At 38.0% G+C, this 24,958-nt stretch carries 23 protein-coding genes; 18 read left to right on the top strand and 5 right to left on the bottom strand.

Annotated elements, in window-relative coordinates; translation table 11 throughout:
- Positions 1 to 29 precede the first annotated feature (29 nt).
- The 7 genes from yycF to ftsY all read left to right on the top strand — a co-directional run bounded on the left by yycF (position 30) and on the right by ftsY (position 9,421).
- Complete coding sequence (gene yycF, locus OZX60_06260) at positions 30 to 746, top strand: response regulator YycF (GenBank protein WEV45034.1); 717 nt, start codon at positions 30 to 32, stop codon at positions 744 to 746.
- Between the two features lie 6 nt (positions 747 to 752).
- Positions 753 to 2,177 carry an ATP-binding protein gene (locus OZX60_06255; GenBank protein ID WEV45033.1) on the top strand — a complete coding sequence of 475 codons (1,425 nt, stop codon included), beginning with the start codon at positions 753 to 755 and terminating at the stop codon, positions 2,175 to 2,177.
- 29 nt (positions 2,178 to 2,206) lie between these two features.
- Positions 2,207 to 3,010 carry an MBL fold metallo-hydrolase gene (locus tag OZX60_06250; protein WEV45032.1) on the top strand — a complete coding sequence of 268 codons (804 nt, stop codon included), beginning with the start codon at positions 2,207 to 2,209 and terminating at the stop codon, positions 3,008 to 3,010.
- Positions 3,011 to 3,071: 61 nt separating this feature from the next.
- Entirely contained in the window at positions 3,072 to 3,812 is a 741-nt protein-coding gene (gene rnc / locus OZX60_06245) for a ribonuclease III (protein ID WEV45031.1), read from the top strand.
- Positions 3,812 to 7,342 (top strand): chromosome segregation protein SMC, encoded by a 3,531-nt coding sequence (gene smc / locus OZX60_06240; protein ID WEV45030.1) that lies wholly within the window; start codon positions 3,812 to 3,814, stop codon positions 7,340 to 7,342. The genes rnc and smc overlap by 1 nt, the downstream gene beginning before the upstream one ends.
- A gap of 11 nt (positions 7,343 to 7,353) precedes the next feature.
- Positions 7,354 to 8,148, top strand: coding sequence for a Cof-type HAD-IIB family hydrolase (locus OZX60_06235; protein WEV45029.1), 795 nt, complete (start codon positions 7,354 to 7,356; stop codon positions 8,146 to 8,148).
- A gap of 40 nt (positions 8,149 to 8,188) precedes the next feature.
- The gene (ftsY, locus tag OZX60_06230; GenBank protein WEV45028.1) at positions 8,189 to 9,421 is read left to right on the top strand and encodes a signal recognition particle-docking protein FtsY; all 1,233 of its coding nucleotides are present in this window, start codon (positions 8,189 to 8,191) and stop codon (positions 9,419 to 9,421) included.
- A gap of 37 nt (positions 9,422 to 9,458) precedes the next feature.
- Here ftsY and OZX60_06225 read toward each other — a convergent pair whose 3' ends face one another.
- On the bottom strand, positions 9,459 to 9,989 hold the full coding sequence (locus OZX60_06225) for a hypothetical protein (protein WEV45027.1): 531 nt from the start codon (positions 9,987 to 9,989) through the stop codon (positions 9,459 to 9,461).
- Positions 9,990 to 10,176: 187 nt separating this feature from the next.
- Here OZX60_06225 and OZX60_06220 point away from each other — a divergent pair, with 187 nt between their 5' ends.
- The 11 genes from OZX60_06220 (at position 10,177) to OZX60_06170 (ending at position 22,056) form a co-directional block, all read left to right on the top strand.
- Positions 10,177 to 10,773, top strand: coding sequence for an ATP-dependent Clp protease proteolytic subunit (locus tag OZX60_06220; protein ID WEV45026.1), 597 nt, complete (start codon positions 10,177 to 10,179; stop codon positions 10,771 to 10,773).
- Positions 10,774 to 10,911: 138 nt separating this feature from the next.
- Positions 10,912 to 11,589, top strand: a complete 678-nt coding sequence (locus tag OZX60_06215; GenBank protein WEV45025.1) for a membrane lipoprotein lipid attachment site-containing protein — start codon at positions 10,912 to 10,914, stop codon at positions 11,587 to 11,589.
- A 351-nt stretch (positions 11,590 to 11,940) separates the two neighbouring features.
- Positions 11,941 to 12,129 carry a 50S ribosomal protein L28 gene (gene rpmB, locus OZX60_06210; GenBank protein WEV45024.1) on the top strand — a complete coding sequence of 63 codons (189 nt, stop codon included), beginning with the start codon at positions 11,941 to 11,943 and terminating at the stop codon, positions 12,127 to 12,129.
- A 111-nt stretch (positions 12,130 to 12,240) separates the two neighbouring features.
- Complete coding sequence (locus tag OZX60_06205) at positions 12,241 to 12,603, top strand: Asp23/Gls24 family envelope stress response protein (protein WEV45023.1); 363 nt, start codon at positions 12,241 to 12,243, stop codon at positions 12,601 to 12,603.
- Between the two features lies 1 nt (position 12,604).
- Complete coding sequence (locus tag OZX60_06200) at positions 12,605 to 14,278, top strand: DAK2 domain-containing protein (protein ID WEV45022.1); 1,674 nt, start codon at positions 12,605 to 12,607, stop codon at positions 14,276 to 14,278.
- A gap of 111 nt (positions 14,279 to 14,389) precedes the next feature.
- Complete coding sequence (locus OZX60_06195) at positions 14,390 to 15,034, top strand: hypothetical protein (GenBank protein ID WEV45021.1); 645 nt, start codon at positions 14,390 to 14,392, stop codon at positions 15,032 to 15,034.
- Positions 15,035 to 15,174: 140 nt separating this feature from the next.
- A complete protein-coding gene (recG, locus tag OZX60_06190; protein WEV45020.1) occupies positions 15,175 to 17,190 on the top strand; it encodes an ATP-dependent DNA helicase RecG in 2,016 nt (671 codons plus the stop codon).
- Positions 17,191 to 17,505: 315 nt separating this feature from the next.
- Positions 17,506 to 17,973 (top strand): CtsR family transcriptional regulator, encoded by a 468-nt coding sequence (locus tag OZX60_06185; protein WEV45019.1) that lies wholly within the window; start codon positions 17,506 to 17,508, stop codon positions 17,971 to 17,973.
- Positions 17,960 to 20,428: an ATP-dependent Clp protease ATP-binding subunit gene (locus OZX60_06180; protein ID WEV45018.1), complete on the top strand. Its 2,469-nt coding sequence runs from the start codon at positions 17,960 to 17,962 to the stop codon at positions 20,426 to 20,428. The genes OZX60_06185 and OZX60_06180 overlap by 14 nt, the downstream gene beginning before the upstream one ends.
- 188 nt (positions 20,429 to 20,616) lie before the next feature.
- Positions 20,617 to 21,759: a nicotinamide-nucleotide adenylyltransferase gene (locus tag OZX60_06175; protein ID WEV45017.1), complete on the top strand. Its 1,143-nt coding sequence runs from the start codon at positions 20,617 to 20,619 to the stop codon at positions 21,757 to 21,759.
- A gap of 81 nt (positions 21,760 to 21,840) precedes the next feature.
- Positions 21,841 to 22,056, top strand: coding sequence for a YdbC family protein (locus OZX60_06170; protein ID WEV45016.1), 216 nt, complete (start codon positions 21,841 to 21,843; stop codon positions 22,054 to 22,056).
- On the opposite strand, the gene OZX60_06165 is transcribed toward OZX60_06170, so the two are convergent.
- The 4 genes from OZX60_06165 to OZX60_06150 all read right to left on the bottom strand — a co-directional run bounded on the left by OZX60_06165 (position 22,057) and on the right by OZX60_06150 (position 24,943).
- The gene (locus OZX60_06165; GenBank protein ID WEV45015.1) at positions 22,057 to 22,407 is read right to left on the bottom strand and encodes a DUF3397 domain-containing protein; all 351 of its coding nucleotides are present in this window, start codon (positions 22,405 to 22,407) and stop codon (positions 22,057 to 22,059) included.
- Positions 22,408 to 22,506: 99 nt separating this feature from the next.
- A complete protein-coding gene (locus OZX60_06160) occupies positions 22,507 to 23,613 on the bottom strand; it encodes a serine hydrolase (protein WEV45014.1) in 1,107 nt (368 codons plus the stop codon).
- A gap of 11 nt (positions 23,614 to 23,624) precedes the next feature.
- Positions 23,625 to 24,095, bottom strand: coding sequence for an aminoacyl-tRNA deacylase (locus tag OZX60_06155; GenBank protein ID WEV45013.1), 471 nt, complete (start codon positions 24,093 to 24,095; stop codon positions 23,625 to 23,627).
- A complete protein-coding gene (locus OZX60_06150) occupies positions 24,092 to 24,943 on the bottom strand; it encodes a DUF368 domain-containing protein (GenBank protein ID WEV45012.1) in 852 nt (283 codons plus the stop codon). The genes OZX60_06155 and OZX60_06150 overlap by 4 nt, the downstream gene beginning before the upstream one ends.
- Positions 24,944 to 24,958: the final 15 nt, after the last annotated feature.

Genomic DNA, 24,958 nt, shown 5'->3' with positions numbered 1-24,958 from the left:
GCAAAAGATACGTGAATGGATGGATGACTATGAAAAGAATATTAGTAGTTGATGATGAAAAACCGATTAGTGACATCGTAAAATTTAATTTGACCAAAGAAGGATACGAGGTTATAACGGCCTTTGATGGGGAAGAAGCCTTAAAATTATTTGAGGAAGAAAATCCAGATTTGGTCCTTCTTGACCTTATGCTTCCTAAGATAGACGGGTTAGAAGTGGCGCGTGAGATTAGAAAATCAAGCGACATTCCAATCATTATGGTCTCTGCCAAGGATAGTGAATTTGACAAGGTAATTGGTCTAGAGCTTGGCGCTGATGACTATGTAACCAAGCCTTTTTCAAATCGTGAACTTCTAGCCAGGGTTAAGGCCAACCTTAGAAGAATTAAGGCTGCTCAAAATTTAGCTCAGGAAGATGATTCCAAGCAGGAGATTGTTGTGGGTGATTTAAAAATCATTCCTGAAAAATATGTTGCTTATAAAAGAGATGAGCCCCTTGAGCTTACCCATAGGGAATTTGAACTCCTTCATTATCTGGCCCAACATATAGGAGAAGTTATGACGCGTGAGCACCTCCTTCAAACGGTTTGGGGTTATGACTATTTTGGTGACGTAAGGACTGTTGACGTGACAGTTCGTCGTCTGAGAGAAAAAATTGAGGATACTCCAAGTCGCCCAGAATACGTGGCTACTCGCCGCGGTGTTGGCTACTACTTAAGTGAAGCCAAGAATGATAAGGATAGCTAGATAAGTGTGAAGAAAATAAAATTTTACAATTCGATAGTTTTTAAGGCAGCCCTTGTGGTCGTCTTACTTTTTTCGATTTTTATAGCCTTTAATTATGATTTACTGATTCAAAATTTGATTCTTTATAGAAGCTTTATGGTGTTCAGTTTAATCTGTCTGGTTGTTGCAATTTTTGTCAGCCAAAGGCTTTCGGGTGTAATTTTTAAGATTTCTAAGCAGGTGGAAGATTATACTAACAAAAATTATTCCGAAAGAAAAAATATTTCAGGAAATAATGAAACAACCCTTCTTTATGATAATGTGGTAAGACTGGGAGAAGAGATTGAAAAAACGCAAGATACTTTAGAGAGCCAGCACAACCGTTTAAATGGGATCTTGACCTATATGACCGATGGGGTCATTGCAACAGATAGGCGGGGTAAAATCGTAACAGCAAATGCTGCAGCCCTAACCATGCTTGGATTCACGGAAAAGAAGATTTTAAACAAGAGGATTGTTGATGTCTTGAAGCTATCAAGCAAATATAGCTTTAGGGATCTTTTGACCCAGTCTCCTGAAGTTATCATTGACCGGGAAAATGAGATGGGCGAGTATGTAAGTATTCAGCTTCATTTTGCTCTTTTTAGGAGGGACAATGGCTTTATTTCAGGGCTTGTAGTTGTTCTCCATGACGTAACTGAGCAGGAAACAGCAGAACGGGAGAGAAGGCTCTTTGTTGCCAATGTATCCCATGAGCTGAGAACTCCTTTGACCAGTGTGAAAAGTTATCTGGAAGCCTTGGAGGAAGGGGCTTGGATGGATCCAGAGATTGCTCCCAACTTTCTAGCTGTGTCCCTTGATGAGACCAATAGAATGATTAGGATGATTAGTGATCTTTTGACCCTATCACGGATGGACCGAGAGGATATGGTTGCTGACAAGGAGATGGTCAATTTGGTGGCCTTCCTTCACTTTCAGCTCAACCGTTTTGACCAGATGTCTGTTAGTACAGGACTTGATAAGACCATTAAAATTGTAAGAAAGATTCCTTTGAAGCCTGTGTGGGTTGAAATTGATACCGACCAGATGGGTCAAGTTATTGATAATATAATGAATAATGCCATCAAGTATTCACCTGAAGGTGGAACAATTACCGTTTCCTTAGAAGAGACCAACAATCAAATTCTACTTAAGGTTACCGATGAAGGAATAGGGATTCCTAAAAAGGATTTACCTAAGATTTTTGATCGTTTTTACCGGGTTGACAAGGACCGTAATAGGAAGCAGGGTGGAACTGGCCTGGGTCTTGCCATTGTGCGAGACGTAATTAAGTTACATGATGGCTACATTTGGGCATCAAGTGACGGAGAGCATGGTACAACCTTTACCATTATTCTCCCATATAATCCAACCCTAACAGAGGTTGTTACAGAAGAAGATGACTGGGGATAAAATTCCCAGTTTTTAAAGTGAGGAAAAGATTGGAAGATTCAGCATTTAAATATAGTATTTTAGCATCAGGAAGTAGTGGGAATGTCTTTTACCTAGAAAGTCCCAAGAAGAAGATTTTAGTTGATGCAGGACTTTCGGGTAAAAAAATAGAGGGTCTTATGTCAGATATTGGCAGAGATCTAAAAGATGTTGATGCCCTTTTGGTCACCCATGAACATAAGGATCATATTGCAGGACTTGGGGTTCTAGCAAGAAAGTATAAATTTGACCTTTATGCCAACCAAGCTACTTGGGATGCCATTGGGGATTCTTGCGGGAAGATTGCAAGTGAACAAAAAAATATTTTTGAACTGGGTCAGACCATGACCCTAGGGGATTTAGACATTGAAAGTTTTGGAGTTAGCCATGATGCAGCAGCTCCCCAGTTTTATAGGTTTATGAAGGATGACAAGAGTTTTGTTATGCTTACTGACACAGGATACGTCAGTGAAAGGGTGGCTAAAACCATTGAAAATGCAGATGCCTATTTGATGGAAAGTAACCATGATGTAGAGATTCTTAGGATGGGTTCATATCCTTGGAGAATCAAGCAGCGTATTTTAAGTGATCACGGACACTTATCAAATGAGGACGGGGCTCGTGCAGCACTGGACGTTTTGGGTAATAGGACCAAGAAGATATTTTTGGGACATAGGAGTCAACAAAATAACATTAAGGATTTGGCTCACATGACCATGGAGACTACCTTAATGCAAAATGATATTGATGTGAGAAAAGAAATTAAAATCTATGATACTTCTCATATTGAAGCAAGTCCCCTATTTGATATCTAGAAAATGACGATTGAAGAATTCAATCGTTTTTTTTGATATAATACGGAAAGAGGAGAAAAAAATGAATAACATTGAAGAATTAAACCTTGAATTACAGGAAAAATACGGAATTAACTTTACAAATCTTAAGCTCCTAGAACAAGCATTTACCCACTCGAGTTATGCAAATGAACAACGTCTCCCAAAAGCTTCAAACAACGAAAGGTTGGAGTTTCTTGGAGATGCCGTTTTAGGACTAACGATTTCAGAATTTCTTTTTAAAAAATATGAGGATCGTCCAGAAGGAGAACTTTCAAAAATGCGTTCAAATATTGTAAGGACGGAAAGTCTGGCCAATTTTGCACGTAAGTGTAATTTTGATAAGTATCTCCTTTTGGGACACGGAGAAGAAAAAAGTGGTGGAAGAAACAGGGATACCAACCTTGAAAATCTGTTTGAATCATTTTTAGGTGCCCTTTTGTTGGATAAAAATTTCAAGGCAGCTGAAGCCTTTATCTACCAGGTAATTATTCCAACCATTCAAAGTGGCGAATTTGAAAAAATTGTAGACTTTAAAACAAGCCTACAAGAAGCTCTTCAGGCCAATGGAGACGTGGATATTAGTTACAAGGTGGTCAAGGAAAGTGGTCCGGCTCACGAAAGAATATTTGAGGTTACAGTCTACCTCAATGGTGAGGAAATTGGACACGGAGCTGGTAAATCAAAGAAAAATGCTGAACAAGCAGCTGCGAGAAATGCCCTTGAAAGTAACGATAATTTAGTACTTGAAACAAGTATTATCCACCAGAAGAAGGAGGACTAATGTTTCTTAAGAAAATAGAAATGGTTGGTTTTAAATCCTTCGCTGATAGGACCAAGATTGATTTTAATTCAGGAATTACCGCAATCGTTGGTCCAAACGGTTCTGGTAAATCAAACATTGCAGAGAGTTTGCGCTGGGTTCTTGGGGAGCAATCAGCCAAGAGTTTACGCGGAACAAAGATGCCAGACGTCATCTTTTCAGGTACTGAAAGTCGCAAGGCCTTAAATTTTGCTGAAGTCATTGTAAGTTTTGACAATGGGGATAAATACCTGAATTCTGATTCAGACCTTACTATAACAAGGCGCCTTTACAGAAATGGTGATAGTGAGTTTCTAATAAACGGAAAAAAAGTTCGTTTGAAGGATGTCCATAATCTTTTTACCGATACGGGTCTTGGACGTGATTCTTTTTCTATAATTTCTCAGGGTAAAATTGAAGAAATTTTTAGTAGTAAGCCAGAAGACCGCAGGTTAATCTTTGAAGAAGCTGCTGGGGTTTTAAAATACAAGACCAGGAAAAAGGAAACAGAAGGCAAGTTAAACGGAACCCAGGAAAATATTGACCGCTTGGAAGATATTATTTATGAGTTGGATAGCCAATTAGCACCTCTAAGGGTGCAAAGGGATAAGGCTCTGAAATATAAGGATCTAGACGGGACAAGAAGAAATCTGGAATTATCCGTTGTTGTTGCCCAACTGATAGAAGAAAAGATAAAATATGAAGCGCGAAATGAGGCCTTTGAAGAAATTTCTTCTATTTTAGCTGATTTAAGGCAGAAAAAAATAGCTTATGAAAACAAGGTTTCTTCTATTAAAGAAGGAAGACGAAAACTTAGCCTTGAACGGGAAAACCTCCAATCTGAGGTGGTTAATTTAACCAAGCTGAAGGCTGACTATCAAGGAAAGCTTGAATTATTTGATAGCCAAAAAGATGCTTCTGATAAAAGTAAGGCAGAGCTTGAAGCCCGTCTACTTGAAAGCAGCAAAAAACTTTCTGGCTACCAAGAACAGGTAGAGAAGATTACGGCTATTTTAGATGAAAATAATCTAGAAAAAGAAGCCCTACTTGCAGCCATTAAAAAAATGGAAGCTGACCAAGAAAAATATGCAGATGATCCAGAAGCCCTTATGGAGCAACTTAGGCAGGAGTATGTAAGCCTAGTTGACAAAGAGGCAAGTTTAAATAATCAACTGGTAAAAAATGATTCTGACATAGCAAATATTTTAAGGGCTTCCAAGGAGCAAGATGACAGCTCGAAAGAACTTCAAGACCGTTTTTCAGAAACTAAACTTGAACTTACCCGTTCTCAAAAGGAAGTTGTAGGAGCAGATGAGTTAATTGCTGAAATTTTAGAAGATAGAAGAATTTTATCTGAAAAAAGAGAAGCTGTTGACCACAAGTATCAAAAGGCTCAAACCATTATGTTTGACAAGCTTGACGAACTTAAAAATCAAAAGGCCAAGCTTGCAAGCCTTGAAAATATTCAGGCTAATCACAGTAATTATTACCAGGGAGTTAAGGCAGTTCTTAATAATGCTGACAAAATTGGTGGCATTATAGGTCCTGTAGCTGATTTAATAAACTTTGATAGCAAGTATTCTGTTGCTCTTGAGGTTGCTTTAGGTGGTAATGCCCAAAATTTAATTGTTGAAGATGAGGCTTCTGCCCAAAAAGCAATTAGTTTCCTTAAAAAAACTAGGGGAGGACGAGCAACCTTTCTACCTCTGACAACAATTAAAAGTAGGGATCTGTCTCAGGCAAGCCTTAATAAACTTAGGGGCCTACCAGGATTTATTGGCCGGGCTCTTGATCTGATTAGTTTTCAAGAGAAGCTACTACCAGCCCTATCTAATCTACTTGGGACAACAGTTATTGTAGATACGACTGAAAATGCCAGCCAGCTTGCAAGGGAGATAGACTACAAGCTTAAAATTGTAACCTTAGACGGTACAATTTTAATGCCTGGAGGTTCATATTCAGGTGGTTCAACGAGAAAAAATTCAATCACCTTTACTCAGGCTGAGATTAAAAATCTAAAAGCCAAGTTACCTGATTTAGAAGAAGAGCTTAAACTTCTAGAAAAAACTGTTAAAGACCTTCAAAATAAGGATCAAGCCCTACTTGCAAAACTTGAACAAAACCGTGAATCTGCTGAAAAAGCTCGTTTAAGGAAACAGGAGCAGGTATTTAAGCTAGAGCACTTACACAAGGAAGAAGCTGAGCTAAAAAATCAGTTGGCAAAATTAAGTTCTAAGGATAAATTACTGGAGCTTAACCAGCTGGATGAGCAGGCAGTAGCCATTAGAAAAGACCTTGACCAGCTTAAACTTGAAAAAGACCAGGTTAACAAGTCAATTGAAGCTCTTAGGGAAAATCAGGCCAGTCTCAAGGAAGTCAGAGGAGATTTGCAGGACAAACTTCAAACCAGCCGCTTGAAACTTACTGAACTTACAAGTGAAATTAAATTTAGAAGTTCAGAAAAAGAGCGTCTTGAAGTAGGTATTTCTGACCTTAAAAAAGAACTAGCAAGTTACCAGATCAGTCTTTCTGAGAGTAGTAAGCTCAGCTTAGAAGACAGGGATAATTTTTCAGCCAAACTTTCTGAAGTTGAAATCAGGCTTACTGCTTGTGACCATAAGATTATTCAAATAAAATTTGAACTAGATGATCTTCAAGGGCAGTTAGATGACCTTGAAGACCTAAGCAGTAAAAATATTAAGGCCCGTGAAGAGTACGGTGATAGTCATACTAGGCTGGAGCTTGAACTTGAGCAGTCTAAAAAATATCTGATGGACAAGCAGCTGATTCTTACTGATCATTATCAAATGAGCTTTGAAGAGGCTCAAAATCAGGCGACTAACCTTGAAGATTTAAGGGCGGCTGAGCATGAACTTAAGGAGCTTGAAAGGAAAATTAGAGCTCTTGGTGCAGTTAACTTAGATGCCATTAGCCAGTATGATGAGGTTAGTGGTAGGTATGAATTTTTAAGTACCCAAAAAGATGACCTCCTAAAATCAAAAGAGATGCTTCTTGATACAATTTTCCAAATGGATGATGAGGTTAAAATTCGCTTTAAAAATACCTTTGAAGCTGTCAGGGAAAGCTTTAAGAGGACCTTTGAACAGATGTTTGACGGCGGTCAGGCTGATCTTGAACTGACAAGTGATAATCTTTTGGAAGCCGGAGTTGAAATCGTTGTTCAACCGCCAGGTAAAAAACTTTTGAGCCTTAATCTAATGAGTGGGGGAGAAAAATCCCTTACAGCTTTAGCCTTGCTGTTTGCTATCTTAAAGGTTAAAACAGTGCCATTTGTAGTCTTGGATGAGGTCGAAGCAGCCCTTGATGAAGCGAATGTTAAACGTTTTGGTAATTATATGGCGAATTTTGATGGAGCCAATCAGTTTATTGTGGTAACCCATAGGAAGGGAACCATGGCTGCAGCGGATTCTATCTACGGGGTAACTATGCAGGAATTTGGAATTTCAAAAATTGTATCTGTTAAATTAAAGGATATAAAAGAAGATAATTAAGAGGAGATAAGATGATAAAATTACTAGCCCTTGATTTAGATGGTACCTTATTAAATAGTCAAAAAAAGGTATCTGATAAAAATAGGTGGGCACTCGATGAGGCTAGAAAAAAAGGTGTTAAGCTAGTGGTCACTACAGGTCGCCCTCTGACATCGATTAAGTACCTCCTAGAGGATTTGGATTTAATTGACCAAGAAGAGTATAGTATTACCTTTAATGGTGGCTTGGTCCAAAGAAATACAGGAGAGATTTTAAGTAAATCTTCCCTAAGTCTTGATGAAATTAAAGAAATTCATAAGCTGGGTTCAAGTTTTGGCCTGCCTCTTTCAATCTTAAGTGATGACAGAGTATATGAACTTGATGGACCGACTGATTATAGGAAGATTAATCCAGCTCTTACTTATTTTGAATCATCAGTTGAGGATTTGCCTTCTGACCGGATTTATAATAAGGCTATTTTCTGTGCCGAGGTTACTACCCTTGATGAGCATGTTAAAGACCTTCAAGCAAAATTAGCGGGATCTTTTGAGTCATTTAAATCAAGGGACATAATTTTTGAGGTTATGCCAAGGGGTGTGGTTAAGGCAACAGGTCTTAAGGGGTTAATCGATATTTTAAATATTGATCAATCAGAGGTTATGGCCATCGGGGACGAGGAAAATGATCTGTCAATGATTGAATGGGCAGGATACGGTATGGCCATGGGAAATGCAGTCGATTTAATCAAGCAAGTAGCCAACCATACAATTCCCCTTACAAATGATCAAGATGGTGTCGCTTGGGCGATTGAAGAACATATTTTATAAATTTTTAACTAGTAAAATTTAGATTTAATTGGAGAATATTATGGGCTTATTTGATAAATTATTTAAAAGAAAAAATAAAGACAAAGAGCAGATAGAGCAAAATGAACAGGTCGAAGAAGTTCAAATTGATGATTTTCCTATAGACTTGCCTGTTGGTAAGTCAGAAGAGGATAGCCATTCTTCTGACAGCAAGGATTTGTCAAGTTTTGAGCAGCCAGAAGAAGCTTCTAAGTCTCAAGATGAAGAAGTGTTTGAACAAGTAGAAATTTCAAATCCTGCAAGCTTTGAAAAAGTTGAGCAGGTTGAAATCAAGGAAGTTGCTCAACCAAAAAAAGTTGAACCTGAGCAAAAGCTTGAAGAAAAATATCAAAAATCACTTAAGAAGACAAGCCGCTCTTTTGGAGATAGGTTTAATGCCCTTATGGCTAACTTCAGGGGAGTAGACGAAGAATTTTTTGAAGATGTTGAAGAGGCTTTAATTTTAAGTGACGTAGGTTATGAGCTATCCCTTGATATTGCAGAAGAATTGAGGGAAGAGGTAAGGCTTAAAAATGCTAGGAAGCGTGAGGATGTAAAAAATGTCATCATCGAAAAGCTTGCTGATACCTTAGATGATAATGGACTAAACCACAGCTTAAATCTTCAAAAGGACGGCCTTTCTGTCTTTATCTTTGTGGGGGTAAATGGTGTTGGTAAAACAACAACCATTGGTAAGCTTGCAAATCGATACCGTCTGGAAGGTAAGAAGGTTCTTCTAGCCGCTGCTGATACCTTTAGGGCTGGAGCCACAGACCAATTGGTTGAGTGGGGTCAAAGAAGCCAGGTTCCTGTTGTAGTTGGACGTGAAGGAGGAGATCCTGCAAGTGTAGTCTTTGATGCAGTCAAAAAAGCTCGCGATGAAGACTATGACGTTCTTTTGATTGATACGGCTGGGCGTTTACAAAACAAGGATCATTTGATGAAGGAACTTGAAAAAATAATTCGTATTATTCAAAGGGAAGTTCCAAGTGCTCCTCATGAAACCTTGCTAGCAGTTGATGCAACTACAGGGCAAAATGCAATTGAGCAGGCCAAGCAGTTTTCAAGTGTAGCTCCTCTGACAGGGATTATTTTGACCAAGTTAGATGGAAGTGCCAAGGGTGGAATTGTTTTTGCCATTGAAAGCACACTTCAGATTCCTGTTAAACTGGTTGGACTAGGTGAGAAAATTGATGACTTAGAAGACTTTTCACCAGAAAACTTTGTCGTTGGAGTTTTCTCGTCATTGATTTAAATAAAAAAATGAAGACCAGATGGTCTTCGTTTTTTTATTAGAGATCAAAATACTGTTTTTTCAAGATACTTGGATAGACATTTACGACCTTCTCAAGTTCTCTTTGTTTTTTCTCCATGTCATGGGTTACTTCTTTTGAGAAATTTTCAAGGATAATCCGGGCATCTTTAAAGATGTAGCCCCCGTTTTTCATATCATCCTCGTCTGAGTAGGTTGCAAGCCTGTGTGATAGGTCCTTGAAAAAAGTTTCTAAAAAGTAGGCCGGAAGATAACGATTATACATGGAGGTGAAATTTTTAAGAAAATTATAGTCATAGAAGGGAATTTTAATATCCTTTTGGGGGATGATTAAAAAGTCATCTCTCGTATCTAGGGGACGATTTAAAAGTTCATTAATTTTCTTGTTTAAAATATTTCTTACTTCCACTTCCTTTAATTTTTTGTCAATGGCCAACTGTTTTTTGTAACGATTTTCGTCATAAAGATGGTAGAGGTAAAAGCCTAGGCCCATTCCAAGGATTCCTAGGGCCATACCGGTTAAAGTTGATAAAATAATTTGAATATTCATGGAGAAATTATACCATTATTAGTAGGATATAGGCTAGTAGAAGCTAGTTGAAAAGGGGTGATTTAAAATAATTGCGCTCAGTAATACGAACTATTTGACCATTCTTGACCAAAAGTGTAAAATTAACAAAAAGGTCGCTTAAGATTTGTGACCATGCTAATTTTTATTAAACTAAAAAGGAGAAATTATGAATCTAGTACCTACAGTCATCGAACAATCTAGCCGCGGAGAACGTGCCTATGACATTTACTCTCGTCTTCTAAAAGACCGTATTATTATGCTTACTGGAGAAGTTGAAGACAATATGGCAAATTCTATCATTGCCCAACTTCTTTTCCTAGATGCCCAAGATAGCACAAAAGATATTTACCTGTATGTAAATACTCCAGGAGGATCAGTATCTGCAGGTCTTGCTATTGTTGATACTATGAACTTCATCAAATCAGATGTTCAAACAATCGTTATGGGAATGGCCGCTTCAATGGGGACTATTATCGCTTCAAGTGGAACCAAGGGTAAACGTTTCATGCTACCTCATGCTGAATACATGATTCACCAACCAATGGGTGGTACTGGTGGCGGAACTCAACAGACTGATATGGCAATTGCTGCAGAACACCTACTAAAAACCCGTAATACCTTAGAAAAAATTCTTGCAGAAAATTCAGGTCAACCAATTGAGCGTGTTAATAAAGATGCTGAGCGTGATAACTGGATGAGTGCTCAGGAAACTCTTGATTATGGCTTTATTGATCAAATCATGGAAAATAATAAATTGAAATAAAATAAGAAAGATTCCCTGAAAAGGGAGTCTTTTTTTATTTTAAAAAATTCTTGTTTTTAGCGGGAAAAGGACTATAATTATAGGGTTGTTTTGTGAAGTTAATATCATAAATATATCAATAGTTATATGGAGTAAAAAATGAAAAAATACTTATTTATTTTATCGTCAGTTGCGGTTCTTACAGCTTGTGGAAATCACAAGACATCTGAAGTTAAGTCTACCAGTGGTGTGAAGACTGAAGAAGTTGACAAAAAGGCAGCTAATAAGTCTGATAAAAGAGAGACTCAGATTGACCAAGTTGAAAATGTAGGTTCTGATACAAGTAAAGAAGGGGGATACCAAGGGGCGCAAGAAAATTCGATAAATCAAGAACCGGTCAGCACGGTTTCAACAGGTAATAATGAAATTATAGCTACTTCGAATAATAATACAAACGAATCAATAGACTATAATGCTGGTCTGACCTCAGAAGATATTGCCCGCAATGAGGAATACAATGGGACAAGTATGACTGATGAGGAGATAGATGCAATTGATGCACAAATGCCTCCTCGAGAAGATGGTTTACCTCGTCGTTCGCGCGGGAAAGCATCTTTCCCAGTTGATGCATCTACCTTAAATGAGGAAGTTGCCATGAGAATTATTAGGGAAGGCCTAAAAGAATACGATGAAAAATATGGTTTGATCTTGGGTATTGGCCTGAAAAATAAGAATGGAATTACAGTCACCGTTACCTTAAAAAATTATCCAGGTGAATACGGGGGAAGCTTCCCATGTTTCGTAAAAAATGATGGAAGCTGGCAGATTGTGGGGTAGGAATGTTTTATCTCCCTGGAATAATTCTTTAGTGGTTATTAAGCCCTCGTTAATTTTAATAGCAGCATATCTCAGGAAAGTCTTCTAGGAAAAATTATAAAGACTACTTCAGTAAAAAGAGAAATCCATAAAGATTTCTTTTTTTATTTTTACTGAATTTTTGGATTTATGGATAAGATTACATAAAATTTAGATAATCTATTTGTAGGGTAGCTTAAGACTTCTATTCCCTTTTTAAAATATGAATAATATAAATAATATTATAAATCCCTTGCAATAAGATATAATTATGATAAAATGGATAAGTATGTTATCTATGATTAACAAAAAAAATTAACAGGAGATATAAAAATGGCTAAAGTTTGTTATTTTACTGGTCGTAAGACTGTATCAGGAAACAACCGTTCACATGCTATGAACAAAACTAAGCGTACATTCAAACCAAACCTTCAAAAAGTAACTGTTCTTATCGATGGTAAACCTAAAAAAGTTTGGGCTTCAGCTCGTGCTCTTAAATCAGGTAAAGTTGAACGTATCTAATTTTATTATTGATTAATCAATAGAATAAAAGACCGTCGTGCTGAGTCGCGACTTTTTTATTTTCAAGAATTATGATAAAATTACAGTAATTAAATTCTAAGGAGCAGAAAAATGGCTGTTACTATTAATACAAAGAACGGTGCTGTTGAAATTGAAAATGATGTTCTTTCGACAGTTGTTGGTGCGAGCACGACTGAGATTTTTGGAGTTGTTGGTATGACGAGCAAAAGTGCAGTCAAAGATAGCTTTAAGGTCATTTTAGGTCAGGAAAATTATTCAAAAGGTGTAGTCATCTCCAATAAAGAAGAAGGCATAACTGTTGACGTTTATGTTGTTGTAAGTTATGGTGTAAAAATAAATGAGGTTGCTAAAAATATTCAGGAACGTGTCAAGTTTAACTTAGAGAATCAACTTGGTATTGTTGCCGACTCAGTGAATATTTTTGTGCAGGATGTGAAGGTGGTATCAGAGTAAAATGTCAAAAATTAATGCAAGTTTATTTCAAGAAATGGTTCAGGCAGCAAGTACACGCCTAAATAACCAAGCTGAATATGTGAATTCTCTTAATGTATTCCCAGTTCCAGATGGAGACACCGGGACAAATATGGGTATGACAATCACAAATGGTGCCAAGGAAGTAGCAGATAAACCGGCAGCAACTGTTGGACAGGTCGCACAAATCCTATCAAAAGGTCTTTTAATGGGTGCGCGTGGAAACAGTGGAGTTATCCTAAGCCAGCTTTTCCGTGGTTTTGGACAGCAAATTGTAGACCTTGATGTACTTGACGGTAAGGCTTTAGCCTCTGCCTTTCAAGGTGGGGTTGAGGTTGCCTACAAGGCTGTTATGAAACCAGTTGAGGGAACAATCCTTACTGTTGCCCGCGGAGCAGCAACTTATGCCCTGAGAAAGGCTGAAGAATCTGATGATGCAATCGAGGTTATGCGTGCAGCTCTTGAGGGAGCAAATGTAGCCCTTGCTAAAACTCCTGACATGCTTCCAGTTCTTAAGGAAGTTGGAGTAGTTGACTCTGGTGGACAAGGTCTGGTTTATATTTATGAAGGCTTCTTGGCGGCAGCGACTGGTGAGTACCTAGAAAGTACTGATTTTGTTGCGACACCAGCTGTAATGGATGAGATGGTAAATGCAGAACACCACAAATCAGTAGCAGGACATGTAGCGACTGAAGATATTAAATTTGGTTACTGTACAGAAATCATGGTTGCCCTAGGCAAGGGTCCTACTGCTAGAAAAGAATTTGACTATGATGAATTCCGTACCTATTTAAATGAATTGGGCGATTCTCTTTTAGTGGTAAATGATGATGAGATTGTAAAAGTCCATGTCCATACAGAAGATCCGGGTCTTGTGATGCAAGAAGGTCTTAAATACGGAAGTCTAGTTAAAGTGAAAGTTGACAACATGCGTAACCAGCATGATGACGTTCTTGAAAAAGAAGCCCAAAAAGCTCCAACAGCTCCTTTAGAAGAAGCTAAGGAGTTTGGTGTGATTGCAATTGCTGCCGGGGAAGGATTAGCTAAGGTCTTTAAGGGACTGGGTGTTGATTATGTTATAAGTGGTGGTCAAACAATGAATCCATCAACAGAGGATATTGTTGTAGCCATTGAAAGCGTCAATGCTAAAAACATTATTATCCTGCCTAATAATAAGAATATCTTTATGGCTGCTCAAACAGCGGCAGAGGTTGTTGAAAAACCAGCAGTTGTTGTTGAATCAAGAACTGTTCCCCAAGGTTTTACAGCCCTATTAAGTTTTGATCCAAGCCGTAGCCTGGAAGAAAATAAGGAACGCATGACTCAAGCCCTTTCTGATGTTGTTAGTGGATCAGTAACTAATGCTGTTCGTGATACTACAATTGATGGTCTTGAAATTCATGAAAATGATATCCTAGGAATGATTGACAATAAGATTGTCGTTTCAACTCCAGATATTGGAGATGCCATGAGTGCGACCCTAGATAAGATGCTTAATGACGAAAGTGAAATTGTTACAATCTACATAGGTGAAGATGGTAGCCGCGAACTTGCTGAAAGTCTTGCTGAGGATATTGAAGAGGACTATCCAGAAGTTGAAGTTGAAATTCACCAAGGAGACCAACCTGTTTACCCTTATCTGTTTAGTGTTGAATAATAAATCTAAGACCCTTATGGGGTCTTTTATTATGATTCAAGGATAAAATTAAATATTTATTTCACAAAGATTTAATTTTGTGGTAGAGTTAGAGGTAGATAGGAGTTTAAAATGAAGAAAATACTAGCAATTATAATTTTAGCTTTTACTCTCACCTCTTTAATGGGCTGTAAGCAGGTGGGGAAAGAGATTCAGGAATCTTCTGATACTACAGTAACTGGTAGTTCTAAGTCTCAGGAGGGAAGTAGTCAAGCTGATATTACACCGGTCTTAACTAAAGAGCAGCTTGCAGCAGAGATTGCTAAGTCTGAAGGGATTACTACGAATCTTGCAACAGAAGAAATAGGTCAGAACATAAATGAAGGGAACAATCAGGCAGGCGAGACCTTAGAAGAAACCTTCCGAATTTTTTCGAGGGAAATTTTAGTCGCTGATGACTACCGTCCAAGGATTAAATTTTATTGCCAAACAAGTGAAGAAGGAGAATCTAAGGTAATTAATAAGGTTTTTCGAATAAGTTTTGACCGAAATTATAGGGGCCTGACTAAGGAGTTCAATGGTCATATTTATGCTAATCTTGAAGATCCCACTACTATTTTTTATATTTTAAATGGTGACTTCTATGATGGCGGAATAACCTACGATTCAAGTGCTTGTAATGTCGTCTTAGGACATGGTGATGATCTAACCTTTACTGTCCAGGATTATAATGAAAAATTTGCTTATAAGTATTTAGAAGATAAATTTATTTTTTAAGAAAGACAACTTAATTTGTCTTTTTTTATTAGGAGTACAACTATCTTTACTGACCATCTACCGGCTTAAAGTGTAGTTATTATGCTATACTGGAGGCAAGAAAAGTTAGAGAAAGGACACCAGGCAATCTGGCAGAGTATATGAAATTAAGTGATTCAATTCAATATCTCAAGGGTGTGGGTCCCAAGGCTCTTGAGAATTATCAGAAACTTGGCATTTCAACCCTTGAGGATCTTCTTTTTTACTTTCCTTTTAGGTATGAAGACTTTTCAGGCAAATCAGTTTTTGAACTGGTTGACGGAGAAAAATCAACGGTTGTTGGGGAGGTTGTAACGCCAGCTTCCAGCCAATACTATGGATATAAGAAAAATCGCCTGAATTTCAAAATCAAGCAGGATGATCTAGTAATCTCAGTTAGTTTTTTTAATCAAGCCTATTTGGCTCAGAAGATTGAGGTAGGAGCAACTCTAGCCATTTACGGCAAATGGGATGCTAGAAGAGCGGCCCTTTCAGGAATTAAGCTATTAGCCCAAGTAGATAATGGCCAGGAACCCGTTTACCGTCTTAAAGAAGGGATTAAGCAAGGAAAACTTGTTTCTTTGATTAGACAGGTAATGGATCTTGGTGCCCTTAATCTTATAGAGGAAACTTTACCTGCTTATCTTCTTGAAAAATACCGTCTACTTTCAAGGAGGGAAGCTGTTTTTAACATGCATTTTCCAAAGGATGACGAGGCCCACAAGCAAGCCCTTAGAAGGATGAAATTTGAGGAGTTATTTTACTTTCAACTTAAAATGCAGGCCTTGAAATATAGGGAGAAAAAACTAACAGCAGGTATGAGCCTACCTTATAAGGATGACCTTTTAAATGAAAAGATAAATCAACTCCCCTTTGACCTAACCAAGGCTCAAAAGAGAACTCTTGACGAAATTAAGCAGGACCTAAAGTCTCCCAGTCATATGAATCGTCTCCTGCAAGGAGATGTTGGGTCAGGAAAAACGGCTGTCGCTTCTTTAGCCATGTACGGGGCCTATACGGCAGGTTTTCAATCAGCTATGATGGTACCAACAGAAATTTTAGCCAACCAGCACCTGATTAGTCTGGAAGAACTTTTTCCAGAACTTAGGGTTGGTCTCTTAACTAGTGGGATGAAACCTGCTGAAAAAAGGGAGGTATTAGCAGGTCTTTCTGATGGCTCAGTTGATATGGTGGTTGGAACCCATGCTTTAATTCAAGAGGGGGTTGAATTTAAAAAGCTAGGTCTAGTTATTACAGATGAGCAGCACCGCTTTGGGGTCAAACAGAGGAAGTTTTTTAGGGAGAAGGGTGAAAATCCTGATGTTCTTATGATGACTGCAACTCCCATTCCACGAACCCTTGCCATAACCTCCTTTGGTGACATGGATGTATCGATTATTGACGAACTTCCTAGCGGACGGGTACCTATAACAACCAGGTGGGTCAAACAGGAACAATTTTCGCAAGTTTTGGCTTGGATTAAAGATGAGCTTAAGAAAGGAGCCCAGGTTTATTTTATTTCGCCCTTAATTGAAGAAAGTGAAAGCTTGGATCTTAAAAATGCTCAAGATCTTTATCAAGACTTGGAGGATTACTTTGGAAATCAGGCCAAAATTGCCCTCTTGCATGGCAGGATGAAGGCCCAGGAAAAAGATGAAATCATGGCCTCTTTTAAGGCTAAAGATTATGATATTTTGGTGTCAACAACTGTAATTGAGGTTGGAGTTAATGTCCCTAATGCAACGATTATGGTTATTATGAATGCTGACCGCTTTGGACTCAGCCAGCTCCATCAACTTAGGGGACGGGTTGGTCGGGGTAGTAAAAAATCATATGCCATCCTTGTGGCTAACCCCAAAAGTGATCAGGGTAAACAAAGGATGAAGATTATGACTGAAACGACCAATGGCTTTGTTTTAGCTGAAGAGGATCTCAAGATGCGAGGTTCTGGTGAAATATTTGGAGTTCGCCAGTCAGGGCTACCAGAGTTTACTGTGTCTGATATTGTTGTTGACTATAATGTTTTAGAGACGGCAAGAATGGAAGCAGAAGAAGTATTTAAAAGAGATGATTTTAGGTCAAATCCTCATTATGGAATTTTATTTGAGAATTTATCTGACCTGGATGTCTTTGATTGAAAACAAATGGTACTTTAGACTGATGTAGGGTCATGTAAAAAGTTTTATTATATATCTATCGACCAAGGTCGTAAAACTTTTTCATAAATAACAAAACTCCTAAGGGATTTGAAATCCCGAATAAACAAAACTCCTAAAAATACTCCTACATAAAAGACCAGATTTACTTCTGGTCTTTTGTTTTACCTAAAGCTCTAATCTATCCTTACGGCTAGTTTTACAAGGTATTTTCATGGAAAATTTCATAAAATTTGTTTATAATAAAACTAAGGTCAGTATAGGTCAATAAAGTTTAGAGGGAAGGGAGGGATGAAAGTGAGTAGGAAGAATACATCTGACTTGATTGAAGAATATTTGAAAAAACTTCTCAACCAGGCTTCAGAAATTGAAATCAAGCGTTCTGAGTTGGCAGAGACTTTTGATGTTGTTCCCAGTCAGATAAATTATGTTATAAAAACTCGCTTTACCTTACTTCGTGGTTATGAAGTTCTAAGTAAACGTGGGGGCGGTGGCTACATCAGGATTGTAAAGATCAGATGTTCCAACAGGCACCTGTTTTTGCAAGAGGTGCAGGATAAGATACCAGATCTCCTTAGTGAGAAGGCAACGCAAGATATAATTCAATTTCTTTTTGAAGAAAAGATAATAAGTTTTAGAGAAGGAAACCTGATGCTTTCTGTCCTGAGTGACTCAAATTTTAACTCAAAGGATGCAGATGCTACTAGGTCACTTATGGTGAAATCATTTTTACAAAGATTGGATAGGGAAGATGAAATTAAATAATAACTTAAAATTTACCCCGACTGTTAGGGCAATAATGGAGGAGGCTGAGAAGATTGCCTTTTCTTACAACTCAAGAGTGGTTGGAACAGGGCATGTTTTAGCTGCCTATGCCGAGTTTTATGATAACTATGGTTCAACAACCCTCAGGGATTTAAATTTAGAAAGGGACGACTTTGAAATTGAATTGGGTCCTCTTTCTTCAGACCAACCTCAATTAGCAGAAGGCGAGCTTCTTCAGGTATCGCCAAGGCTTGAAGAGCTTTTAGAAGTAGCCCAATTTTTAGCCCTTGAAAATGGTCAAGAAGAAATTGGATCAGAGCACTTATTTTATATCCTTGTATCAGATAATGATTCCTTTGCTAGAAGAATTTTAGTAAGTCTGGGCATTGATATTGGGAAGATGCTAAAAACCTTCCTTGATAAGTCACGTCTTGATGTAAAAGCCCTTTTAAGCCGTAAACCTGTGGTTCCTGCATCAAAAAGAGGAGTTGCAGCAGATGTCTCACCCAACAGCAAGACACCAACTCTAGATAGTGTAGCTCGTGATATGACTCGTTTGGCTCGTGAAGATAAGCTAGACCCTATGATTGGCCGGGATAAAGAGGTTGAACGAGTTCTTCAGATTCTAAGTCGCAGGACCAAAAATAATCCCGTTCTTGTCGGTGAACCTGGAGTTGGTAAAACAGCTATTGCTGAAGGCTTGGCTCTTAAACTTGCTAGTGGTGAGGTCCCTGAAGATTTAAAGGGTAAACGTTTGATGTCAGTGGAAATTTCTGCCATCTTAGCTGGAACTAAATTCCGCGGGGAATTTGAAGACAGGATGACTGCCATTATCGATGAGGTAAGTAAGTCGCAAGATGTCATTCTCTTTATCGATGAGATTCATACGATTATGAGTTCAGGTGGGGGAATGGACGGGACCCTTGATGCATCAAATATTCTAAAACCAGCTCTAGCCCGGGGCGACCTCCAACTTATGGGTTCAACAACCTTTGATGAATATCAAAAGAAAATTGAAAAAGATTCAGCCCTTGAAAGACGATTAGCAAGGGTAGTAATTAACGAACCAAGTGAGGAAGAAACCCTTCAAATCCTAGATGGGCTTAGAAGCAAGTATGAAAATTACCACGGATTAAAAATTGAAGATAAGGCCCTTGAGGCAGCTGTTAAAAACAGTATCAGATATATGCCAAACCGTAAATTACCCGATAAGGCAATTGATCTCTTGGATGAGGCTTCAGCAAGGGTTAAGATAAATAGTCTGGAACATGATTCAAACTATCAAGATTTAAAAGATGAGATAAAATCTTTGGATTCTAAAATTGAGGCTGCCCTTTTGAACCGTCAGGTGACAGACGTCAGAGATTTACGCCAGGAAAAAAGTGAGCTCCTTGGAAAACTTATCAAAATTAAGGAAGGACAAAATCCTAAAGAAGATTTAAGGGTTTCTGATTTAGATATTATTGAGGTTGTTAGTGATTTATCAGGTGTTCCGGTAAGTCAGATGACCCAATCAGAGGCAAGTCGTCTAGTTAATCTTGAAAAAGAACTCCATGAGCGCGTGATTGGTCAGGATGAAGCTATTGAAGCTGTGAGCCGGGCCATCAGAAGGTCTCGTAGCGGGATTTCTGATCCTAGAAGGCCAATTGGGTCATTCATGTTCCTAGGACCAACAGGAGTAGGTAAGACAGAACTTGCCAAGGCCCTTTCAGCCACTATTTTTGGTAGTGAAGACAACTTAATTCGAATTGACATGAGTGAATACATGGAGAAATTTTCAACCAGTCGCTTGATTGGTGCGCCTCCTGGTTACGTTGGTTTTGATGAAGGTGGTCAATTGACTGAAAAGGTCCGTCAAAAACCTTATTCAGTGGTCCTACTAGATGAGATTGAAAAAGCTCACCCAGACGTCTTTAATGTTCTTTTACAAATCCTTGATGATGGTTTTGTTACTGATAGTAAAGGACGTAAGGTTGATTTTAGAAATACAATTATCATTATGACAAGTAATATCGGGGCAACTGCTCTAAGGGATGAAAAGACAGTTGGATTTTCAAGTAAGGATGAGGCCCGTGATTACAAGGCCATGAAGGCTAGAATTTTGGAAGAGCTTAAAAAGGCTTATAGGCCTGAATTCCTTAACAGGGTTGATGAAATCCTTGTCTTCCACAACTTATCAGAAACAGAGATCCAAGAAATTGTAAAACTAATGCTTAAGTCAGTCACAGCTCGCCTTAAGGAACAAGACATTGAACTTAAAATTACCCCAGCAACAAGTAAACATATTGCTAAGATTGGCTTTGATCCGGAATACGGAGCTCGTCCTTTAAGACGCGCCATTCAAAGGGAGATTGAAGACAAACTGAGTGAAAAGTTGTTAACTGGTGAAATTAAAAGTGGTCAAACAGTAACCGTTGGAAGCTCTGCCGGTAAAATTAACTTTAAAGTTAAGTAATAGATGGTAAATCCTTCTTAGATGTGATTAGTCTTTGGTGTTAATCTAAGTAAGCTAGCTGAATCAAAGAGATGTGTGAATTTCACACATTTTTTTGCTATAATTAAAATATTATTAGGAGATTCTTAGCTGATTTTTAGCCAAAGATTTCTATAAAAGAAGCAAATACTTAAGAAAAGGTTATTGATATGATTACAAACAATATTTCAAAGGGAAAATTAAAGGGCCAAAAGATTGGTATCTACTTTGGAACATTTGCCCCTCTACATACAGGTCATCAGCAGCAGATTTATAAAACAGCTGCTTTAAATGACGGAGTCTTACTCATTGCATCTGGTTATGATAATGACCGGGGTGATCAGATTGGTTTGAATCTGGAAAAGAGATTTCGTTATTTGCGTCAGGCCTTCAATGATGAACCTGATATTAAGGTTGCAAAACTTGATGAAAACGGAATGCCACCCATGCCCCTTGGCTGGGACGTTTGGACTGACCGAGTGATTGAAATTCTTCACGAAAATACAATCCAAGAAAATCTCCAAGTAACCTTTTATGTGGGGGAAGAAGAGTATGTTGAAGAGCTTTCAAAACGTTTCCCTGATGACGGGAATACCTACTCAGTTGAAAGGGCTGACCGCCACGATATAGCCATCTCTTCTACCATGATTAGGGAAAATCCGCAAAAATATTGGAACGATATCAATAGGGTGTTCAGGCGTCATTTTAGTAAAATTGTAACCTTTATGGGTGGAGCTTCAACTGGTAAAACAACCCTTGTAAGGCGGCTTGCCAGATCCATTAATGCTCCCTTCTCAGAAGAATATGCGCGTATTTATGAGGAAGAGTCAAATATTGATGATGATGAGCTTCGTGTGGATGACTATGCTAGGTTGATTACAGGCCAATATGATGCCAATTCTTATGAAATTTGTTCTCCGTCAAATAATGGAATTGTCTTTTTAGATACAGATGCCATTGTAACTAGGGTTTACGCCAAACTCTACCTGCCCCTTGAAGATCAAGAGGCCTTGGAACCTCTATTTTTAAGAACCATTAAGCAGGAAAAAATGGATTTAATCCTTGTTATTCCACCAATTACTCGTTATGTGGATGACGGCTTTAGGAATATGGACTGGGAGGACTCACGCCTTGAATTCCATGAAGAACTCATGCGCCAACTTGAGGAATTTGACTTGATGGATAAGGTTGTAATCTTAGATGACCGAGGTGACGGACTCCGAGATGAGTACGGCTATTTAGCTCGTTATCATCATGCTATTGATGCAGTTAAGGAACATACAGGTGTTGTGATTAAACGTCTAGAGTATTAAAAAAAAACGCCCTTTGGCGTTTTTAAATTTTTAAGCTAAAAAACGATTTAAAAATCGTATTATCAAGTGGAGGAAATAGTAATGGCAGAATTAAAATTTGAAATAGAAGAATCACTAATTGTTTTATCAGAAAATGAAAAGGGCTGGACCAAGGAACTCAACCGAGTGAGTTGGAATGGGGGTCCAGCCAAGTATGATATTCGCTCTTGGAGTCCTGATCATACAAAAATGAGTAAGGGTATAACCCTCACCAATGAAGAATTTCAGGTTCTTTTTGAGGAACTTGCAAACAAGTAATTACTTGAAAAATGATAAAATGGCCATCATATAATACATGATGAAGGCGATGAGAAAGGAAAGACGCCAGAATAATTTTAAAAAGTTATTGCGGTCGAATTTTCTAACATAAAAAAGATCAACCAAAAGAATAACTAATCCAAGACCACTCATTAAGATTAAAAAGTAGGGAAGCATACTTGTTGTGGTAAGCTTCAAGGAAAATAAATAAATTCCAAGGATTATAAATAGGGTAGCTATATCAGGCACCCTGAGTCCAGTAAATTTTCTAATCTTGAAAAACTTGAACAGGTAGTTGAGGAAAAAAATTATTAATAAGGGATATGCTAGGGTAAATATTCTTAAAATCATGCCCTTATTATAGCACAAATAGCAGCTGAAATATCTGAAAAACCGTGAGGAATAATTCGCAAATAAAAAGGAGGTCAATTAAATTTGATCTCCTTTTGTTTAAGATTTACCGATGTCTTGGTAGATTGATTTACCAATGTTTATTAGAGAATTTGAAGGAAGGCTGTTGCCCAGCCAACCGATAATAATGTCCTGCTCCCTATTGGTATAAAGGAGACTGACATACCCACCACTTCCTAGTTGGTTACTGGATATATTTCCAGTAACTGCCAGGCAATTGTCTCCGGTTAAAAAATATCCTCCAGCATAGTTGGCGTTGGTTTTGGGTTTGACCAAATCATCAAAGGTAGTTTGCTTAACTAGCTTATTATCATTGATGGCCTCTTGGTACTTAATTAAATCATCAACTGACATATAGAGATTTCCTGCCCCCAGAAGGGTACTCATAAGTTCTAAAGAATATACCTTTTGAAGGCTGTTACTTCCCTTAATTTCTTCTGCCACATTAGCAGTAGTAGGTAAATCATCCCAAAAATAGGTATTTTCAAGACCAAGGGGAGCAATTATTCTTTTCTGTAAGCTTTCCTTGTAGGAGCTGCCTTCAATTTTTTTAATTACGGCAGCCAGATAGGTATAGTTTACATTGGTATAAAAGAAACTATGATAGCCAGTGTAATCAGTTGTTTCTTTGGCATATTCAACTTGCTCTTCTTCGTCTTCTAGGACATCCTCACTAGCCGTTTCTGGCATAACATAAGATGAGGTATGTTCTAAAAGTTCTCTAATCGTAACATTATTTGACTTAGGAATATCTGGTCTAAAGTCCCCTAGTTTGGAGTCATAGGTAAGTTTTCCTTCTTCAACAAGTTGGGCGATTAGGAGGGCTGTAAAGGTTTTTTGGATGGATGCAAGGGGGTAAATGGTAGTATTTAAACTAGCAATTTCCTCATCCTCATCCGAGTAACCATAGGCCTGTCTGATAATCTCTTGTTTTCTCTTACTAACCAGTAGGTTTCCATTCATATCGGAGTCTACTATAAGTTGATTAATCAGTCTAGAACTCTCCTCTTGTGTAAGTTCCGTCAAATCACTATTTTTTTCCTGGCTATAAGTAAAACCCAAAAGAATCAGAAAGAGGCAGATAAAAAATCCTAACAAAAGGGGACGTCTTGGTGAAAGACCTGATTTATCCCTTCTTTTTTTCATGGCCCTAGCTCCTATTCAATCAAGTCACTAAATTGAGCCTGGACTAAACTTGCTAGATCCTTAGGATTAATTTTAATACTTCGACCAATTTCACCAGCAGATACCACTATAAAATCCTCTGTTTCAGCTAGTTTATCAATAAAGATAGGGAATTTTTTTGTCTGCCAAATCCCTACAGGATTGTTGGCGCCGTGAACATATCCTGTTGTTTTCTGTAGGTCTTTTAAAGGAATCATAGCGACTTTTTTACTTGAACTAGCCTGGGCTAGTTTTTTTAGTGACAGGTGTTGGTTGATGGGAACGATTCCGATTATGGCTTGGTCCTTATTATTTTTAAGGGCCAAAGTCTTATAAACATCTTTTTCTTCTAGATTAAGGGGATTTTGTCCCTCTAAGATATTCATTTTAATCCCTTCATGGGGGATTTTCTTTTGGTCAAGAATCTGCTCAACCAGTGTTTTTTTCAGTTTTTTCTTACTCATTGTTCATATTTCTCCTCAAGTTTACTCATCCAAAAACCTAATATTACTCCTAAAACAAAGAGAACTAGGGCTATAAGAATTGTTTGGAAATTAATTCCCATATAACTTATAGTATCAGCTGATTTTGGATTAGGTAGGAGGATTAAAAGGGTACTTGAAAGCACAATTCCAATTATAAAGTGGTAGACATAGGAGAAGTGGTTATCAAGTAAATGTTCCATTAGTTTAGAAAATAAGATGATGGTGACACCTGCTCCTACAAGGATTGGCAGGAAGACTCCAAGTAAATCAAAGTTTTTAAACCCAGTCAACATAGGGTTATAAAGGCCTAAGATTAAAAGGAAGTTTGATGGGCTGAGTCCAGGGACTAGGACACCAAGGGCTATTAGGATACCCGCTAAAACAAAACTTGCAAAATTTGCAGGTAGGGTACCAAAAAGATAGGGCATAGAATAAAGGAAAATACTTGAGAACAAGAAGCTTCCAAGCATCCAAGACCAGTCAGCCTTAGAATGGATTCCTTTATTTTGACTGGCAGCTTCCTTCCAAAGAGAGGGAATGCTGCCAATTATTGCTCCTGCAAAGCCCCATAAGACGACCACCTGGTAGTTTGCAAGAAGGTATTCTAAAGGACGACTAAAGAGACCAATCCCTATAATCCCCCCAATACCAACAGGTAGAAAGTAAAGAATATTTGCGACAAAATTTTGTCTGATATTAGCTAAAAACGATAGTATTTTATGATAAAGACCCAGAAGAGCTGCTAGCACTCCGCCTGAGACTCCAGGTAAAATAAATCCAAGGGCAATAATCATCCCTTTAATTACCCTAACAAACCAATCTTTCATTGAGTTTTCTCCTTC

This window comes from Streptococcaceae bacterium ESL0687, from assembly GCA_029392475.1.
In the GTDB taxonomy this organism is placed as follows: Bacteria; Bacillota; Bacilli; order Lactobacillales; family Streptococcaceae; genus Floricoccus.
This window is presented reverse-complemented; position numbering and strand designations above follow the sequence as displayed.